Consider the following 19,408-nt stretch of genomic DNA (forward strand, 5'->3'; position numbering starts at 1 on the left):
CCTCACTTGTATGTTAACTTCCTTTATAATCTCGGTAAGCGCTTACAAAAAAGCTGAAAATATAATAAAGGGAGGAAATACAGAGTGACTGAGACATTTGCAGCCGTTAAAGAGAAAGTAAATATGCCAGATTATGACCAAGCATATCAGGAGTTTAATTGGAAAGATGTAGAGAAGAACTTTTCTTGGTACGAAACTGGAAAAGTAAATATGGCTTATGAAGCAATTGATCGCCATGCAGAGAGCTGGAGAAAGAACAAAGTTGCACTTTATTACAGTGATCAAAATCGGGACGAAAAATATACATTCCGGGATTTGAAATTACGATCCAATCAATTTGGGAATGTATTGCGAACTATTGGAGTCGAAAAAGGTGACCGAGTTTTCTTATTCATGCCACGATCACCCGAGCTTTATATTAGTTTGCTAGGGATTTTGAAAAATGGCTCCATTGTTGGCCCATTATTTGAAGCTTTTATGGAGCAGGCTGTACGGGATCGGTTAGAAAATAGTGATGCGACGACGTTGATTACAACGAAGGATCTTTTGCCGCGTGTGCCATATAAAGAGCTTGCTCATTTAAATCAGATTATTTTAGTTGGTGAAGATGAACTGCCAGATAACACGGAAGATATTACGTTTTACAATTACGAAACAGAAATGAAAAAAGCCTCGCGCGATTTAGAAATTGAATGGGTAGACCGTGAGGACGGAATGATTTTACACTATACCTCTGGTTCAACTGGAAAGCCGAAAGGGATCTTACATGCTCATAATGCAATGATTCAGCATTATCAAACCGCTAAATGGGTATTGGATTTGCAGGAAGAGGACATTTATTGGTGTACAGCTGATCCTGGGTGGGTAACTGGTACCTCCTATGGGATTTTTGGACCTTGGTTAAACGGCGCATCCAACCTCATTCGTGGAGGGCGTTTTAGTCCGGAAGATTGGTATTTAACGATTGAAAAGTACGGTGTCACGGTGTGGCTAAGTGCCCCAACAGCATTTCGAAGATTGATGTCTGTAGGTGATAATGTTTCAGAAGAATATGATCTAAGTTCATTGCGGCATATTTTAAGTGTTGGTGAACCGTTAAATGCAGAAGTCGTACATTGGGGAATGAAAGTTTATAAATTGAGGATTCACGATCATTGGTGGATGACAGAAACAGGTGGCATTATCATTGCCAATTATCGCTCCATGGAAATGAAGCCAGGTTCGATGGGCAAACCATTTCCAGGTATTGAAGCTGCAATTTTAGATGATGCAGGCAATGAACTTCCACAAGGGCAAATGGGTAAGCTCTGTGTAAAAGCTGGATGGCCATCCATGCTTCGAGCGGTATGGAAAAATGAAGAACGCTTTAATCAATATTTTCCAGTAGATGGTTGGTTTGAGTCAGGGGACTTGGCTTCAATGGATGAAGATGGGTATTTTTGGTTTGGTGGAAGGGATGATGATGTTATTCAAACTTCAGGTGAACGTGTTGGGCCATTTGAAGTCGAAAGCAAGCTCGTTGAACATCCTGCTGTTGCAGAAGCGGCCGTAATTGGAAAGCCTGATCCGGTCCGAGGCGAAATTATTAAAGCATTTGTTGCCTTAAGGGATGGTTATACGAAAACAGATGAATTGCAAGAGGAGCTTCGATTATATGTTAAGCAAGGGCTTGCGGCACATGCTGCACCTAGGGAAATTGAAATACGGGACTTTTTACCAAAAACAAGAAGTGGAAAAATTATGCGCCGTGTCTTAAAAGCATGGGATCTCGGTTTGCCAACAGGTGACTTATCAACGATGGAAGAATAGAGGTTAGTAAACTATTTTAGGGATGGAAAGGTTTTCTAAGACAGGGGCTTAGAAAACCTCCTAGCTCAAAATCCGAGGAGGATGCATATGGGTGCAGAAAAAGAATATAAGCAAAAGGTTACAAAAGAGATAGACTATGTTCAAGTAACCGAAAGTAAATCTTTTAAAAAGCTAATGCATGATCGGAAGAAATTTATTGTACCATTAACAATCTTTTTCCTAGTATTTTACTTTTTACTGCCAATCTTAACTTCTTATACGACCTTTTTAAATACACCAGTGATTGGAGATATTTCTTGGGTATGGCTGTTCGCTTTGGCTCAATTTGTGATGACATGGGTGTTATGCACAGTTTATGTGAAAAAAGCTGCTTCCTTTGATAAGCAAGCAGACCAAATTATAAAAGAAATGGATCAAGGGGGAGATGGTCGATGAGCCCTACAGTCATAATACTTTTTCTCGCAATTGTTCTATTAACACTTATCATCACTTTTTTTGCAGCCAGGAGGACGCAAACGGCTGGTGATTTTTATACTGCCGGCGGTGGACTCACTGGCATGCAAAATGGCCTGGCAATTGCAGGTGACTATTTGTCAGCGGCATCCTTCTTAGGAATTGCGGGTGCCATTGCACTATTTGGATTTGATGGGTTTTTCTATAGCATTGGATTTTTAATTGCATATTTAGTTGTGCTATTCCTAGTTGCTGAACCGTTGCGTAATCTTGGTAAATACACACTTGCTGATATGATTAATTCTCGTTTTGATGCCAGGAAGGTTCGAGGAGCGGCTGCGCTGAACACAATTACTATTAGTACGTTCTATATGATCGCACAGCTTGTTGGTGCTGGGGCACTCATCCAGCTATTGTTTGGCATAGATTACTGGATGGCTGTACTCATTGTTGGTGTCATGATGACAATCTACGTATTATTTGGCGGTATGATTGCAACGAGTTGGGTTCAAATTGTAAAAGCTGTACTACTAATGGCTGGGATGGTCATCATGACATTTCTCGTATTATTGAAGTTTAATTTTAATATTGGACAGATGTTTACCGATGTAAAGTCTGTAACGGCACATGGGGAAGCATATTTAATGCCTGGTTTACAGTATACAGAACCACTTGGTACATTATCACTTATGTTGGCGTTAGTTCTTGGTACAGCAGGATTACCACACATTCTTATGCGGTTTTTCACGGTTAGAGATGCGCAAACAGCAAGAAGTTCAGTTGTTATCGCAACATGGGTGATTGGTATCTTCTATGTTCTCACCCTGTTTCTCGGTTTTGGAGCAGCGGCATTTGTTGGTTATGACACAATTATTGCAGCAAACCCTGGTGGGAATATGGCTGCACCGCTACTCGCACAAGCAATCGGTGGAGATTTCTTGTTTGCCTTTATCTCGGCAGTTGCCTTTGCCACTATATTAGCGGTAGTGGCCGGTCTTGTACTATCCGGTGCATCGGCATTCGCTCATGATTTATACGGTCAAATTATAAAAAAAGGGAAAACAACGGAAAAAGAGCAAGTAAGAGCAGCTCGTTACGCATCATTAGCCGTATCTGTTCTATCTATAGTCTTAGCATTATTTGCACAATATTTAAATGTAGCATTTCTAGTTTCACTTGCCTTTTGTATTGCTGCAAGTGCAAACTTACCGGTTATTCTTTATACTGTATATTGGAAAAGATTCAATACTGCGGGGGCAGTTACAGCAATGCTGACGGGATTACTATCTGCATTACTTCTTGTATCGATTAGCCCAAGTGTCTTTTCACCAGTTGAAGGTGCAGCATTATTTGTAGGAGAACCAATTTTCCCGCTTACAAATCCAGCACTTGTATCGGTACCACTTGGGTTTCTGGGAGGATATTTAGGAACGATATTATCGAAAGAAACGGATAAAAAACGTTATGCAGAAGTGAAAGTGAAGGCAAATACAGGTTATAAGCGGAGTGGTGTGAGTCACTAGAGAGAAATAGAAAAAATGCTTGCAGCTGAAATGTTGCAAGCATTTTTGTGTAGGGAATATATTAGTTGTCATTATGCTATAGTTTGATCAATATTAATTGAATCTACTATTTAGTGCAGGGAGTGCTTATGTGTTTTCTTTTTTATCTGGAATTAAAAGGCTAAAGACAATTCCAAAGAAAGCTGCGATGAAGAATGTTGTAAAACGTGAGGTAACGATTCCTTCAAGTGGTGTACTTATCCAAATGATTGTTGCGAATAATCCAGACAAAATTGTAGCAATAACCCCTGCACTTGAATAACGTTTCCAGAAAAATGTCATTAGAATAGCGGGAGAAAGGGTACAGCCAACACCAGCCCATGCCCAGCTGACTATAAGATAGACTAATGATTCTGATACCAACGCAATGACCATACCGACAAGCCCAAAAAATGCAACTGACAGCCGGGATAGCCATACAAGTTGCCCATCCGTAAGCTTAATACCTAATGCTTTATGGATAATATCTTCTGTAACAGAGCTCGTAACTACTAATAACTGTGAATTTGCAGTCGTTATAATTGCTGCTAATACACCGGCTAGTAAAAGCCCCGCTATCCACGGTGGCATTAAATGAAGCACCATTGCAGGCAAAAGGGTTTCAACATCGGTGAATGTTCCTTGATCATATATTGCTATTGCAGCTAGACCAATTAAAAATGCGCCTCCATATGCAAGGAATGTCCAGACAATCGCAACGAGACTACCCTGATTTGCCTCTTTATTATTCTTCAGGGCCATAAAGCGTACACTAAGTTGTGGTTGCCCACCTAAAAAACCGAAGAACCAGGAAAAATTATTGAAAAAAAGAACACCTAATGAAAACCCAGTCAATCCACCAAACCAAGAATTAAATGAATGATCTGAAGCAGCTAGGGATTGACTAATTGATAAGTCATTTGTATAAATGTAAACGAGTGCGACAATCGGTAAGCCGACCAATGTAATTAACATCATCACACTCTGTACCATATCTGTCCAAACAACCGAAATAAACCCACCAGCAAAAGCCGTTAAAATAATAATTGCTGTTGCTATTAGAATACCAATGACCGGAGGGATATCAAATGTTGTAAATAACATTTTTCCAGCACCAGCCATCTGAGCACTAATATAAAACATTAAAAATCCAGCAATTAAAATACTTGTTAACCAGCGTATTATGGTTGCTTTTTCACCGAAGCGAACAGCTAAATAATCGGGAAGTGTTATCACATTATATTTATCTGTTTCTGCCATAAATTTTTTTGCTAAAACTAACCAAGCAAAAATAATTCCTAATGCAATTCCTACAGCCACCCATATACCTGATAAACCAGTCATAAATACAAAGCCGGTATAACCTAATAGTAGCCAAGCAGATTCTCCTGTTGCACGCTCAGAAAAGGCTAAAGCCCAGCCAGGCAGTTTTTTTCCACCTAATAAATAATCAGCTTGAGTCTTCGTTTTTTTACTAAAATAGTAGCCTATCCAAACAATTACAATACAGTAAAGAATAAATTCAACTAAAATAATCGTATTCATAACAACCTCCAAATGTTAAATTCAAATACTGCAAAAAGTTGAAATCAGTACTATTTATTGGTCATATACCAACTCCTGTTGCATATTTTTTTCTAGAACACGTGTTGAGGGAACTGTAACTCAATCGTTTCTGTTGATTGCAATGGATGAACGAGTTATTTTGTTTATGAAAATAGATTAATAATATTATTCTATTTATATAAGAATGAGAGAATAAAAAATACAGCATAATTGCACAAAAAATTTATACCATTTCCACCGATATATTTGGAATGTATAAATAAATGGATAACATGCTTATGCAGGTAAGAGGTTAAGGGTAATTAATGTATCTATATAAATTGCACAAAAAGATATGAAAGCGATTACAATAATCACCTTCATTAAATGGTGGGTTGGGTGGTTAAGAAAAATGTTTCTTTAACCCTAAGTATAGAAGCATACAATGTTCAAAGCTTTTTGTATCAAGTGATGTTATTTCTTCAATCTTTTGTAACCGGTAAATAAGTGTGTTGCGGTGAATAAAGAGCTTTTTTGCTGCTTTACTCGTATTCATATTTGCCTCACAGTAAGTCATAAATGTTTTTGCGAGCTCTGAAGCAGATTTATCCTGGAATAATGGTGATAACCTGAATGCAAGCTTATCATTGTAAATAGCATTCACTTGTTCTGGAAGCAAACCGAGTAGCATTTTCCAATCATGGTAACTGTAAATTTTAGGTGTGATGTCCAATTGGCCACCATATTGAATTAAGCTGTTTGCTTCTCGGAATGATTGATATATTCCTGCAATTGTTTGTGATAGGCTGCCAATTGCAATAGAGGTATGCATAATTTGAAAGGATCGTAGAACAGTCATTAATTTTAAACTTTGCTTTTCAAAACAACGAAGCTTATCTATATATGCCTCTTTGCTTAGGACCGAAGTTAATAAAATTATCTTTTCCGAGTTTAAAAATGTACAAAGACTATCCTGCTTGCATAGGAATACTCGACGTGTTGATTCCAGCAATTCTGATTTTATATCCCCAACATTATGGTGTATCGATGTATTTTTTAATAAAGCATTTCCGATGTCTATAACAATGCAAAACCAATTTGAATTATAATTTATCTGAAACATGTCACAGTACTGCTCCAGTGTTTGCTGATTATGTGTATCATTTAATAAAACATATTGTGCGAATGTTTCGGCCGCTTTCACACTTAGTTCTTTTGTTTGTCGATGAATTGCATCCTGCCACATTATTTCTACATAGCTTTTCACTAGGTATGCATATGGCTTTACTTGTTCTGGTGGACCGATAATACCAAGTACTCCAACAGCTTTATTCTCAAATGTCAGTGGAATGACGACACCAGGAAGAACATTATTCATATTTTTTGTTTTTTCCTCATCATATATTAATACAGTATTTTTCTTTAAAGCCTCTTTGGAAGGGGGATGAACTGTTCCGATCCGGTCGGGGTTGGTTGATCCGATGATCCAGCCATTTTCATCAATTAAGCTGATGGGAAAAGGTAATATATCTGAAGTCGATTTAACTATTTTCTGTGCAAATTGCACGAAACCTTTAATAATCGCCACCTCCTTTCTTTTGATTTATTTAACACCATATTAACACAGTAACATAATTAAGAAAATATAGAAAACTTAATTTTTTGTACATCTTGCCTATAGATTTATTGATATTACGAAGCTATAAATAAATTATATGATTTTTAAATGGGCTTGGAGGTGCGGATTTGGTTAAGAAGACAGATATCATTATTGTTGGTGGCGGGGTTATTGGATCAAGTATCGCATTTAACCTTTTAAACGATGGGTTTGAAGGAGAAATTACTTTGTTTGAGAAAGATAAGATGTATGAATTTGCCTCTACACCAAGAAGTGCAGGAGGTATTAGGCAATTGTTTACGACAGCAATTAATATTCAGATTAGCAGGTATAGCTTAAAGAAGTATGTGACATTTGCGGAAGACATGGCTGTTGACTCTGAAAAAGCAGAAATTGATTTTAAGCAAAATGGTTACCTATTTCTATCAACTAATGAAAATAGAAATCCACTAATTAAGCAACAGCAATTACAAGCGAGATATGGTGTGCCATCCGAGCTGTTATCAAGTGAAGAACTGAAAACAATTATTCCTGAGTTGCATATCGATGATTTACAAGGAGGGCTTTATTGTAAGGAGGATGGATATTTAGATCCTTACTCTGTTATGCAAGGATACATTCGCAAAACCAAGCAGCTTGGTGGAGTGTACGAATATGTAGAAGTTGAAACAATTATTAAAGAAAGAAACAGAGTTGCGGGTGTTCAGTTAAAGAATAATGAGATATACCATGCACCAATTGTTATAAATTGTGCAGGTCCTTGGGCACCAGCATTAAATGAAACAATTGGTTTGCCAATTCCTGTTGTCCCATTAAAGCGCCAAATTATTCAATTTGATATTTCGGAACCCTTAACGAATGAATTGCCTTTAACCATTGATCCAACGGGTGTTTATTTCCGGCATGAAGGTAAATTCCTGATCGCGGGTTATTCCGAAAAAGTAAAGCCGGGTATTGACTTCAAATGGTCACGCGATTTTTTTTATGAACATTTATGGGCGGTATTAAGCCATCGGGTGCCAAACTTTGAAAACGCAAAAATAATTCGAGGCTGGGCAGGGATGTATAGCCATAACACACTTGATCAGAACGCTATTATAGGAGGTCATCCTGAGCTGCAAGGATATTATTTGGCATGTGGATTTAGCGGGCATGGCATGCAACAAGCTCCAGCGGTAGGTAAAGGATTATCAGAGCTCATTCTTACTGGTGCTTATGAAACACTAGATTTAACTCCGTTATGTTTCGAAAGATTTGCCAACAATAAATTGATTGTTGAAGAGGCAATTGTATGATGGTTATTTTGTGTTTAAAAAAGAATTTGTAACAGTGAAAAATGATGGTATTAAAAAAGGGGAGACAGAATGAACGATTTTGTATCCGACGTCGTGAAAAATATGCCGGCATATTTGTTTTCAGAGCTTAATAGGAAGAAAAAAGCCTTGCAAGAAAAAGGGGTCGATGTGATTGATTTAGGAATTGGTGCACCAGATTTACCAACACCAGAGTTTATTTATGATGTTTTAGTAAAAGAAGCAAAGCACCCTGCGAACCACCGTTATTCTCCATACAGCGGGAATCAGGAATTTAAAGAAGCGGTTGCTTCCTTTTATAAAAAACATTATGGTGTCGAGCTGGATTCGAATACCGAGGTGTTAACACTCGTTGGTACAAAGGAAGGGATTGTGAATCTTATTCAGGCAGTAATCAATCCGGGTGATACAGTGCTTATCCCTGATCCGGGGTATCCCGTTTATCGAATGGGCGTTCATCTAGCTGGTGGAGATGCAGTATCTTTACCACTTGATAAGCAAAACAGCTATGTTCCACAATATGATGCACTAACCAAGAGCGAGCGAGAAGCTGCAAAGCTACTTTTTTTAAATTATCCAAGTAACCCGACAGCAGCTACGGTTGAATTATCGACCTTTACCGAGGCGGTTGATTTTGCTGCTAAAAATAATATCCTGCTTGCTCATGATGCTGCCTATGACCTTATAACATTTGATACGTATAAATCACCTAGTGTGCTTCAGGTTCCGAATGCGAAAGATATTGCGATCGAATTTGGTACATTATCCAAAAGCTATAACATGACTGGGTGGAGAATCGGCTATGTTGTTGGCAATAAAGAAATTATTCAAGCGCTTGCAACATTAAAGAGCAATATTGACACAAGTCAATTTCTTCCTATCCAGTTAGCTGCAGCAGCTGCATTGCAAAGTGATCATCGAACGGTTAGAGAAAACAGTGCAATTTTTAAAAAGAGAATGGAAAAACTCTACAACGCTCTGGCTGAAATGGGGATGACAGCATATAAGCCAAAAGGCACGATTTTTCTTTGGGTAGACGTTCCGGATGGATTTACATCAGCTGGATTTGCCGATAAGCTATTAGACGAATTAGGTATCATTGTAACTCCGGGAACTGCGTTTGGTCCTGGTGGGGAAGGGCATTTTCGAATATCTTTGTCCGTATCAGAAGAGCGTTTAGATGAAGTAATCAAGCGAATGAAAAACTTAGCTGGATGAGGAGTGAACCCATCTTGATTAGGAAAGAAGAAAACATGACGGCTGCTAGGGCGATTGTTGAATGTATGAAACGAGAAGGAATACAAAAGGTTTTCTGTGTGCCTGGTGAGAGCTACTTGCCAGTGCTGGATGCCCTCTACGATGAACAATCCATTCAGCTTATTTCTGCTAGGCATGAGGGGGGTGCCGCTTTTATGGCAGAAGGATATGCGAAAGCAACATTAAAGCCAGGCGTTGTTTTAGCAACAAGAGCTGTAGGTGGAAGTAATCTGGCGATAGGTGTGCATACAGCTTATCAGGATTCAACTCCAATGGTTGTTTTCCTTGGTCAGGTCAGCAGTAAGTTCAGAGGAAGAGAAGGCTTCCAAGAAGTTGATTTAGATCGCTATTTTCAACCAATTACGAAATGGGCTGTTGAAATTACAGATCCGGAACGGACACCGGAAATCGTTAGCCGGGCCTTTCGAATCGCACAAACTGGAAGACCAGGACCCGTTGTTGTTTCTTTACCAGAAGACATTCTTCCCGTAAAAGCGCTCATGAAATTTGGTCCGAAGCTAGCGCCGCCTAGACCTGCACCATCTAATCAGGAATTGAGCCAGGTGAAGGCACATCTCTTAGAGGCAAAAAAACCAATCATCATTGCGGGGGGTGGTATAAAGAGCGCACGGGCAGAAAGGTTATTAATTGAATTTGCGGAAAAAAACAAACTACCTGTACTTGCAGCATTTCGAAGGCATGATGTCTTTCCAAATCAGAACAAATATTATGCTGGTCATCTTGGACTAGGTGCGCCAAAAGAAGTACTTGAAACCGTTCGTGAAGCAGATGTTATTCTCGCACTAGGAACAAGGTTATCAGAAGTGACCACACAGGATTACACGATTATAAGCTCCAGCCAAAAATTAATCCATATTGATATTGACTATGACACGATTGGCAAGGTGTATGCACCAGAAGTTGGGATTGTAGCTGATGCGAAGGAGACCTTACGCTTACTAAATGAACTATCGATGCCTATAAATTGGGAGGATTGGACATTAGCAAGACGGCAAGCTTATGAAAAAGCAACTGATTTAAAAGCTCGTCGGAATGACGTGATTAATCGAAAAGTAATCGAAATCTTGAAGGACAAACTACCGAATGATGCCTTATTAACGAATGACGCAGGTAATTTCGCAGGCTGGCTGCACCAATTTTATACATTTAAGGAAAAGCATACATACATTGGACCAACATCGGGTGCAATGGGATATGGCATGCCAGCAGCACTTGGGGCAAAGCTTGCTTTTCCGACGAAACAGGTGGTCTCCTTATCAGGTGATGGTGGATTTATGATGACAGTGCAAGAACTCGAGACAGCGGTTCGCTATCAGATTCCGATTATTTGCCTTGTGTTTAATAACAATATGTATGGAACAATCCGGATGCACCAGGAAATGCATTACCCAGAAAAAGTAATTGGTACAGATTTAGGACAGGTTTCTTTTAAAGATCTAGCCATCAGTATGGGAGCAGACGGATATGTAGTTAATTCTCCAGAGGAATTTGCATCTGCTTTTGACAAAGCGTTAACGAAAGGGCGAGTAGCTGTGATTGAAATTATGACCGAAATGGAACAAATCTCTGTTTCACAGACAATTACGGGATTACGTGGAAAATGAATAGTTAGGGAGGAGTGTCAAAATGGCAATACAATTAGAAACAAGAAAACTAGCAAACTTCATTAATGGTGAATGGGTAGAAGTAAGCGAGTCTACTGGTGTTACTAACCCAGCGACAGGTGAGGAAATTGTTCAAGTACCACTCTCTAATACTAGCGATGTAGAGAAAGCAGTGCAGGCAGCCAAGGAAGCGCAAAAGGAATGGGCGCTAGTTCCAGCACCACAACGGGCTGAAGTACTATATCGTGTTGGTTATCTCTTGAAAGAACGGAAAGAAAGGCTTTCGCAGCTTTTAACTCAGGAGAATGGGAAGGTCATTGAAGAAGCTCGTGGAGAAGTGCAAGAAGGAATCGATATGGCCTTTTATATTGCTGGGGAAGGGCGCCGGCTTTTTGGCCAAACGACACCAGCAGAATTAAAGAATAAATTCGCGATGAGTCAGCGAGCACCAGTTGGTGTTGTTGGAATTATTACCCCATGGAATTTTCCAATTGCGATTGCTACGTGGAAATCGTTTCCGGCAATCATCGCTGGAAATGCAGTAGTATGGAAGCCTGCAACGGAAACTCCAATTATGGCGTATGAATTAGCCAAAATCTTTGAAGAAGCTGGTCTGCCAAAAGGTGTAATAAATGTTGTATTTGGCTCTGGATCTACAGTTGGTGATGCATTCGTTCATCATACAGACATTCGGGTTATTTCGTTTACAGGGTCAAATGATACGGGGCGAAATATTGCTGCAGCATGCGGAAAGCAATTGAAGAAGGTTTCATTAGAAATGGGTGGTAAAAACGCTGTGATTGTTATGGATGATGCAGATCTTGAACTTGCCGTAGAAGCGATTTTATGGAGCGCATTTGGCACAAGCGGTCAACGCTGTACAGCATGCAGCCGAGTAATTGTGCATGAAGCTGTCAAAGAAACATTGGAAGAACGATTACTAGCAGCGATGGAAAATTTAACGATTGGTAATGGTTTAAATGAGTCCATTAAGGTTGGTCCAATTATTAACAAAGCCGGAATAGATAAGATAAAAAGCTATATTGAAATTGGAAAAAATGTAGGTGCTAAACTGCTTGCTGGCGGCTATGAATTAACGGAAGGAGAATATCGCCAAGGAAACTATTTTGCTCCAACATTGTTCACCGATGCAACAGCAGATATGCGGATTGCACAAGAGGAGATCTTTGGTCCTGTTGTATCCTTGATACCTGTAAAAAGCTTTGAAGAGGCAATTGAAGTAAATAATGGAGTCGAGTATGGTCTATCCAGTTCAATTTTCACAAATGATGTCAATCGTGTATTTAAAGCACAGCGGGATCTGGATACAGGAATTGTCTATGTGAATGCAGGTACAACTGGGGCAGAAATTCACTTGCCGTTTGGGGGAACAAAGGGAACGGGGAATGGTCATCGTGATTCTGGCGTCCAGGCTCTCGACGTATTTACAGAATGGAAGGCAGTGTATGTTGATTATAGTGGAACACTTCAGCGTGCGCAGATTGATGTATGAGGAAGTAACGATACATGTGGCAAATTGCATTATGTGAATAAACATGGATGGATAGGGAGCTTGACCAGCATCAGGCTCCTGATTGTTTTTAATCCACATCATTTTAACAAGTAGATATAATGTCTTATCTCTTCTAGAAATAATATAAATGTAACAATTCAGATGTTGAATTAGGGAGAGGAAATTAGGATTGCTTTCAAATGTTTAAAAAGACCTAATGGAGGCAGGAGGACGAATGTGTATGTTATTTCTAAATGAAAAGGATATACAAAAAGCAGTTACAATGAATGATGTAGTTGACGCGGTTGATTCAGCTTATCAATTATATGAAGAAAATCAATTTCAAATGCCGCATAGAATGCATGTTTCAGAAAAGGAAAACACATTATTGTTAATGCCCTGCATAACTTCAGGAGCAATAGGAACGAAACTCGTGACACTGTTTCCAAATAATAAGCATGTACCAATGCTTCAAGGGATTGTCATACTAAATAGTAGTGAAACAGGGGAGGTAAAAGGTATTCTAGAAGGATCTTTTTTAACTGGTTTACGGACAGGCGCTGTTGGTGGCTCGGCAGTGCGCCATTTAGCAAAAAAGAATGCTGCAAGACTTGCGATTATTGGAACAGGAGTACAAGGTCTTTACCAGGCTGTGGCTGCCTGCTCCCAAAGGTCGATTACGGATATTTACCTTTATAATCGGAGTGCAGAGAAGCTTCCCAATTTTATCACGCAGCTAGAGGGCTGGATTGGTACATCGATTCAGTTGCATCCTATGGTTACTGCAGAAGAAGCGATAAAGAACGCTGATATTATTATTACTTCCACAAGCTCAAGTGAACCCGTTCTTCCAAATAAAAAGCATCTTCTTCGAAATAAGCTCATCATTGGGGTCGGCTCCTATCAACCATCCATGCAAGAATTTCCGGAAGCGCTCTATGAACTTACAGACACCATTTTAGTAGATACGGAACATGCAATAGCTGAATCGGGTGACCTGATTTATCCTCTAGCTCAAGGCTTGATAGAACCTGACGCTGTACAAAAAATCTCTACTTATATTCGAAGTGAACCAAAACCAACTCTTGGAAATACAATTGTATTTAAGTCAACTGGAATGGCATTATTTGATGTAGTCGTTGCGAATACAATCTATCAAAAGGCTATGGATAAAGGGGTTGGTACGGCGCTTACTTTGTAAAGAAAATATAGTCTTCTGCAATAAGTAATACCTTCTCTTCTCTCGCGCAAAGGAACAAATTTTAAATGTAATCTGTTGTTATTCATGTATGAATTAGTATCCGTTTTCATAAATTGAACTAATAGAAAATTCATTTATTACGAGTTTACGGGCAGTAAAACTCACACATCAAGAATGTGAGGTAATTAAAACAATGTAAATGGGGGATTAACCGCCCGTAAAATTCCGATTCTGTTCAAGGGCCTTTAGGCATACCCTTGTGGTGCTAACATTCTGTGGAGATGAAAAAAACCACTGAATGAAGCTTCACTTTATTGAAAGCTGATGGAGGGAGTTGATGATTCAAACATGATCATTTGCAGATGTGAAGAAGTATTGTTACGTGACATTATCACTTCCATTCAAAACGGAGCAGAAACTTTAAAAGCAATCAAAATGGAAACACGAGCTGGAATGGGAATATGTCAAGGGCGTACGTGTCGCGTGTTGTTGGAGCAGGCTATGACTTTTTATACAAATATAGATATCCGAGAATTCAATAATGTATCATATAAGAACCCAGTACGTCCAATAAGTTTAGCTGATCTATCTCAAAGTAGAAAGGATCCTTCGTAATGAGAATAGAAAAACATCCCATCCTTGGTTATATCGACAAAAAAGAAGTACGAATCACGTACAATGGTGTGGATTACCCAGCATTTGAAGGAGAAACAATCGCAGCAGCATTACTTGCTAATCATATACGGATTTTACGGTATTCAGAAAAAGGAAAAAAACCACGGGGAATCTATTGCGGGATTGGTCACTGTTATGAATGTCGTGTAACAGTTGATGGTGAAAGAAGTGTAAGAGCATGTGTAACAGGTGTAAAAGATCAGATGAAGATCATTTCTCAAGGGATAGATGCTGATGAAATATGATTTAGTAGTTATCGGTGCTGGTCCTGCAGGAATGGGGGCAGCCATTATTGCAGCATCTCACGGTGCACGAGTAGCATTGGTCGATGAAAATCCAGTTCCCGGTGGAAAATTAAGAGGTCAGATCTATAAAGAACCTAAATCGGGATGGTGGATTGGCGAGAAAATTGCACGAAACATGGAAAATAAAATAAAACAATTAGGTGTTCCATGTTTCCTCGAGTGTGAGGTTTGGGGAATTTATCCAAAATGGAAAGTGATGTTGAATAATGGAGAACAATTAGAATCAGATTTTGTTTTAATTGCAACAGGTGCTGCGGAAAAAGCAATCCCAATTCCAGGCTGGACAAAACCAGGAGTTATGGCGATTGGAGCAGCACAAGTATTGGCAAATATTCAGCGTGTAAAACCAGGAAACCGAGTTGCCATCATCGGACTTGATGTACTTTCTTTAACAATTGCCTATGACCTTAAAATGGCTGGAGTTGATGTTGTTGGCATCTATCTTCCGCCATTAAATGCATTTTCATCGGATAAATCGAATCCATTAAAGATGATTGCCTATCTTTCTAGTTTATCGCATTTAGCTCCAAATCCAATGCTTAAATTACTTGGAAAGATAGGACAGAAAGAATCTGTGCAAAAACTTGGGGTAAACTACTATCCGCCATTTGGCATGAGAGTATGGGGGATTCCGTTACATTTAAGAAAGGCAGTAGTTGAAATTATTGGCAATGACATAGTGGAAGAAATTGAGATAGCAACAGTGGATCGAAATGGACAGCTTGGAAGAAAACAAGAAAAACGAATCTCTGTTGATTGTGTTTGTATATCTGGAGGGCTCCTTCCATTAGTGGAGCTTGCGAGTGCAGCTGGTTGTGAGTGTGTTCATATCGAGGAATTGGGTGGTCTTATACCTTTGTATAATGACCAATTGGAAACAACACAATCAGGTGTTTTTGTGGCAGGAAACAGCACTGGTATTGAGGGGGCAAAGGTTGCCATGGCACAAGGGGAACTAGTAGGTACCGTCATTAGTGATCAAATAGGATTAGTAAAGGACGGACCGGAATTAATAAAAAAGGCAAAAGAAAAAGTTAGCCTAGAGCGAAAGAACGCTGTTATTAAATTTCACCCAGGGCTTGAAAACGGCAGGGAAAAGCTAGAGCGTTTATCCCGGATCAGTGAGGTAAATCATTACTGAATGAAGTTTCACTTTATAGAATGAAAAAGCTGTTTGAGGAGTTGAGATTCATGGAAACAGCTGATGTTGTAATTGTTGGAGGCGGGGTAATCGGTACATCGATTGCTTACAGGCTTGCTGGAAATCGCAAGGTAGTGTTAATCGAAAAAGGAGAAATTGGTGCTGAGACTTCTGGTTCCTGTGACAAAGCAATTTTTTTACAATCCAAAAAGCCTGGATTTCCTATTAAACTAGCTCAGGAGAGCCGAATGGTATATGAGAATCTGGAAGAAGAATTAGGAATGAATATTGAATTTCAAAAAAATGGCGGCATGATTGTTATTGAGAATGAAAGCCACCTTGATTTTATGAGAAAATTTGTAAAGCAACAAAATAAGGCAGGTATAAATGTGAAATTAGTAGATCAAAAAGAAGCATTGGCGTTTCAGCCATGTTTATCCCCGGGAATTGTTGGTGCGACCTATAGTACGGTAGATGCAGAAGTCAATCCGCTGCTATTATCACGAGCCTTTGCTGAAGCTGCAAAACGAAAGGGCTTAATCATTCGCAGGCATACCGAAGTAACCGGGATTGTAACAAAGGATAGTCGAGTAATTGGAGTACAAACCAATGATGGAAGAATCGAAACGGAACTTGTTATCAATGCTGCTGGTCCTTTTGCTCCTAAAATAGCGGAAATGGTCGGGATTGGACTGCCGATTATACCGCGCCGCGGAGTGATTCTAATTTCAGAAAAAGTAAAACCAATTGTTCATGGGAATATTTTATGTTCACAGTACATTGCTGCGAAGCATCTATCCAATAACACAGACGTCCCATCTTATGGAATTGGACTTTCACTTGGACAAACGGAAAGTGGAAATTTATTAATAGGTGGAAGCAGGGAGTTTAAAGGATATGATAAAGCGGTTGAAGCGAAAATATTATCAGCTGTTGCAATGCATGCTCGCCGAATAGCACCATCCTTAGAACCTGTCCGTATTATTCGTGCAATGGTAGGGTTTCGTCCATTTACTAGTGACGGGCTTCCTATTATTAGTGAAGTGCCGTATTTAAAAGGGTTTATTATTGCGGCAGGCCATGAAGGAGATGGAATTGCACTTGCTCCAATTACCGGTTTATTAGTTGCCAGCTTGGTAAATAAAGATTTGAAGTACAAGGATTTTTTGGATCAATTACAACTCGATCGTTTTAATGCGTCCCATGCTTCACCTAAACAGGGGTGATAAAGATGTTGGAAATAATAATACCTTTAGTGTTGCTTTTTACCATTGTTTTTGTTAAACAAATACCAAAAGTAGGTGGTGATATAAGGGCAGCGCTTCTCGTTGCTGCACTCTCATCGGCATTTATTTCAGGCTTAAACTTTAATGAAATGATTGTTGCATTTATTGATGGAATTGATCGTTTATCTTGGGTTATTATGCTTTCTATATTTGGCAGTTTATATGCTGAATCACAGGTGAAATTAGGTGCAATGGATACAACATTGAATAGTTTACGAGCTGCATTCGGTAATTCTCCAAAAGGTTTGATTGCCGCCGTGTTTATAACTTTAATTTTGGCTGGGTCTTTTCTTGGAGATGCTATCGCTGCAGCTACGGTTATTGGATTTCTCGTAATCCACGCACTAACTGAATTGAAACTAAAGCCTGAGCAAATCGGAATGATTATCTTGATTGGCGCATCTATTGGTTCCATTATGCCACCTATTACACAAGGCGTTTTCTTGTCTGCATCCCTTATCGGTATCGATCCAGGACCAGTTGCCAAGCTTGCGTATATAACTGTGTCCATTGGTGGAATTCTAGCAATTTTAGAATCATTTCGTTTTGTCCGCGGGAAAAAAATGCCACCAGAATTAATTCCCAATCAATCTGTTTTCCAAATCCTGAAAGAAAACTGGAAGACGCTCATACCTCTCTTTGTTCTAATTGCCATTGTTATCGCAAACACATTATTTGACTATAATATTTTTACTGAAATTGCAATTTTTGTTTATATTCTCGAACCGCTTATCGGGATACCTATTTTACAGGGGTTAACCAATCAAATTGTAGCAGCAATTATTATCGCACTGCTTGTCGGTTTCTTATTCCCGTCTGTTAGAAAGCAAACAAAAGGTGTAATTAAAAACGGACTAGGAAAAGTGAACCAAACCGTCCAAATCCAACTTTCTGCCGGCGTTATGGTAGGAGTGTTCTATGCTTCAGGTTTGATTGAAAAGGTTGCACTTATGACAGAAGGGTTAGCTTCTTCGATGATAAAAGTGGGAGGAGCTATAGCTATGGTAGTTGTCGGGATGCTAACTGGTTCTCAAACTACTGCTCAATCTGTCGTTGTTACATTCTTGGGCCCGATACTAGAATCAATGCATGTTGAACCAACATTAATTGCATTGGGTGCTTCCCATATTGCAGCAGCTGGGCAAAACATGCCGCCAGTAGGATTAACCGCATTTGTTGTGTGTGGGTTAATTGGTGGGATATTAAATAAAAAGGTGGATCCGATTAAAGTGATGACATTAGCATTACCAAACTCCTTTTATTTTTTAATAATAGGTTTAATCTTGTGGTTTATCTAATGGGTGAGAAACCACTTATTGGCATACTGATGTTGAATACAAATTTTCACAGACTAAAGGGTGATATTGGTAATCCAGAGACATATTCTTTTCCAGTTGCATATCAAGTTGTTGATCATGCAACAACATACCGTGTTGTTAAATTGGGTGATACGCGTTTAATTGAACCCTTTGTTACAGAAGCTAAGGAATTAGAAAATAAAGGGGTAAAAGCAATCACAACGAGCTGTGGTTTTCTTGCTTTATTTCAAAAAGAGATTCAACGTGAATTGCGCGTACCTTTTTATTCATCAAGCTTAATTCAAATTCCGATGGTACAGCAAATAACTGGCGGGATAGTAGGGGTTATTACGGCTCGCAGGACAAGTCTGACGCAAACGCATTTACAAGGTGTTGAAGCTCATCACACACCAATTGCAATTGCTGGTATGGACGATATGCCAGGATTCACAAATGCCATTGTGAAGGAAACAATTGATCTAGATAGAAAAGCAATAGCATGCGAAATGCAGCAGGTAGCGTCAAGTCTGCTAGCTGAAAACCCGATGGTTAAAGCAATTGTTTTAGAGTGTACGAATATGCCACCATACAAAAGTGCGTTGAGAGAGGTTACGAGTTTGCCAATTTTTGATATAAATACGTTGACGGAATATGTAGCGTATGGGTTATCGAATTTCAAAGTTTAATATAGTTAAGAAGTTTTGTCATGATCGATTTCGTTATAATGGTAATCAATCTAAAATTCGAAGTTGACCATTAGTTTAGTTTTTGTTAAATTAAAAATAATAAGATAATAAATAACTGCTTCACCTAAATGACGTTGTTGAC

General features: G+C 39.1%; 16 protein-coding genes. 14 read left to right on the forward strand and 2 right to left on the reverse strand.

Going from position 1 to position 19,408, the window contains the following annotated elements; genetic code table 11:
- The first annotated feature begins 84 nt into the window (after positions 1 to 84).
- The 3 genes from acsA (at position 85) to MHH64_RS11325 (ending at position 3,785) form a co-directional block, all read left to right on the forward strand.
- Entirely contained in the window at positions 85 to 1,809 is a 1,725-nt protein-coding gene (acsA, locus tag MHH64_RS11315) for an acetate--CoA ligase (protein ID WP_303450871.1), read from the forward strand.
- A gap of 87 nt (positions 1,810 to 1,896) precedes the next feature.
- The gene (locus MHH64_RS11320) at positions 1,897 to 2,244 is read left to right on the forward strand and encodes a DUF485 domain-containing protein (protein ID WP_340001778.1); all 348 of its coding nucleotides are present in this window, start codon (positions 1,897 to 1,899) and stop codon (positions 2,242 to 2,244) included.
- Positions 2,241 to 3,785, forward strand: coding sequence for a sodium/solute symporter (locus tag MHH64_RS11325; RefSeq protein WP_095307561.1), 1,545 nt, complete (start codon positions 2,241 to 2,243; stop codon positions 3,783 to 3,785). The genes MHH64_RS11320 and MHH64_RS11325 overlap by 4 nt, the downstream gene beginning before the upstream one ends.
- 126 nt (positions 3,786 to 3,911) lie before the next feature.
- Here MHH64_RS11325 and MHH64_RS11330 read toward each other — a convergent pair whose 3' ends face one another.
- Complete coding sequence (locus tag MHH64_RS11330; RefSeq protein WP_251659942.1) at positions 3,912 to 5,348, reverse strand: sodium/proline symporter; 1,437 nt, start codon at positions 5,346 to 5,348, stop codon at positions 3,912 to 3,914.
- A 403-nt stretch (positions 5,349 to 5,751) separates the two neighbouring features.
- The gene (locus MHH64_RS11335) at positions 5,752 to 6,936 is read right to left on the reverse strand and encodes a sugar diacid recognition domain-containing protein (RefSeq protein WP_340001779.1); all 1,185 of its coding nucleotides are present in this window, start codon (positions 6,934 to 6,936) and stop codon (positions 5,752 to 5,754) included.
- A gap of 158 nt (positions 6,937 to 7,094) precedes the next feature.
- Between MHH64_RS11335 and MHH64_RS11340 the strand changes: the two genes are divergently transcribed.
- The 11 genes from MHH64_RS11340 (at position 7,095) to MHH64_RS11390 (ending at position 19,266) form a co-directional block, all read left to right on the forward strand.
- Positions 7,095 to 8,261: an FAD-binding oxidoreductase gene (locus MHH64_RS11340; protein ID WP_340001780.1), complete on the forward strand. Its 1,167-nt coding sequence runs from the start codon at positions 7,095 to 7,097 to the stop codon at positions 8,259 to 8,261.
- 69 nt (positions 8,262 to 8,330) lie between these two features.
- Positions 8,331 to 9,497, forward strand: a complete 1,167-nt coding sequence (locus tag MHH64_RS11345) for an aminotransferase class I/II-fold pyridoxal phosphate-dependent enzyme (RefSeq protein WP_095307555.1) — start codon at positions 8,331 to 8,333, stop codon at positions 9,495 to 9,497.
- Positions 9,498 to 9,532: 35 nt separating this feature from the next.
- On the forward strand, positions 9,533 to 11,161 hold the full coding sequence (locus MHH64_RS11350) for a thiamine pyrophosphate-dependent enzyme (protein WP_251660034.1): 1,629 nt from the start codon (positions 9,533 to 9,535) through the stop codon (positions 11,159 to 11,161).
- 22 nt (positions 11,162 to 11,183) lie between these two features.
- Positions 11,184 to 12,674, forward strand: coding sequence for an aldehyde dehydrogenase family protein (locus tag MHH64_RS11355; protein ID WP_340001781.1), 1,491 nt, complete (start codon positions 11,184 to 11,186; stop codon positions 12,672 to 12,674).
- Positions 12,675 to 12,915: 241 nt separating this feature from the next.
- Positions 12,916 to 13,875 (forward strand): ornithine cyclodeaminase family protein, encoded by a 960-nt coding sequence (locus MHH64_RS11360; protein ID WP_340001782.1) that lies wholly within the window; start codon positions 12,916 to 12,918, stop codon positions 13,873 to 13,875.
- A gap of 348 nt (positions 13,876 to 14,223) precedes the next feature.
- Positions 14,224 to 14,490 (forward strand): (2Fe-2S)-binding protein, encoded by a 267-nt coding sequence (locus MHH64_RS11365; RefSeq protein WP_158586310.1) that lies wholly within the window; start codon positions 14,224 to 14,226, stop codon positions 14,488 to 14,490.
- Positions 14,490 to 14,795 (forward strand): (2Fe-2S)-binding protein, encoded by a 306-nt coding sequence (locus tag MHH64_RS11370; RefSeq protein ID WP_095307546.1) that lies wholly within the window; start codon positions 14,490 to 14,492, stop codon positions 14,793 to 14,795. Before MHH64_RS11365 ends, MHH64_RS11370 begins: the two co-directional genes overlap by 1 nt.
- Complete coding sequence (locus MHH64_RS11375; protein WP_251659949.1) at positions 14,785 to 15,996, forward strand: FAD-dependent oxidoreductase; 1,212 nt, start codon at positions 14,785 to 14,787, stop codon at positions 15,994 to 15,996. The genes MHH64_RS11370 and MHH64_RS11375 overlap by 11 nt, the downstream gene beginning before the upstream one ends.
- Before the next feature lie 50 nt (positions 15,997 to 16,046).
- On the forward strand, positions 16,047 to 17,222 hold the full coding sequence (locus MHH64_RS11380; RefSeq protein WP_251659951.1) for an FAD-dependent oxidoreductase: 1,176 nt from the start codon (positions 16,047 to 16,049) through the stop codon (positions 17,220 to 17,222).
- 5 nt (positions 17,223 to 17,227) lie between these two features.
- Positions 17,228 to 18,580, forward strand: coding sequence for a TRAP transporter large permease subunit (locus MHH64_RS11385; protein ID WP_095307543.1), 1,353 nt, complete (start codon positions 17,228 to 17,230; stop codon positions 18,578 to 18,580).
- Entirely contained in the window at positions 18,580 to 19,266 is a 687-nt protein-coding gene (locus MHH64_RS11390; RefSeq protein WP_340001783.1) for an aspartate/glutamate racemase family protein, read from the forward strand. Before MHH64_RS11385 ends, MHH64_RS11390 begins: the two co-directional genes overlap by 1 nt.
- Positions 19,267 to 19,408 lie beyond the last annotated feature (142 nt).

Source organism: Oceanobacillus sp. FSL K6-0127 (assembly GCF_037983385.1).
Taxonomy (GTDB): Bacteria; Bacillota; Bacilli; order Bacillales; family Amphibacillaceae; genus Oceanobacillus; species Oceanobacillus profundus.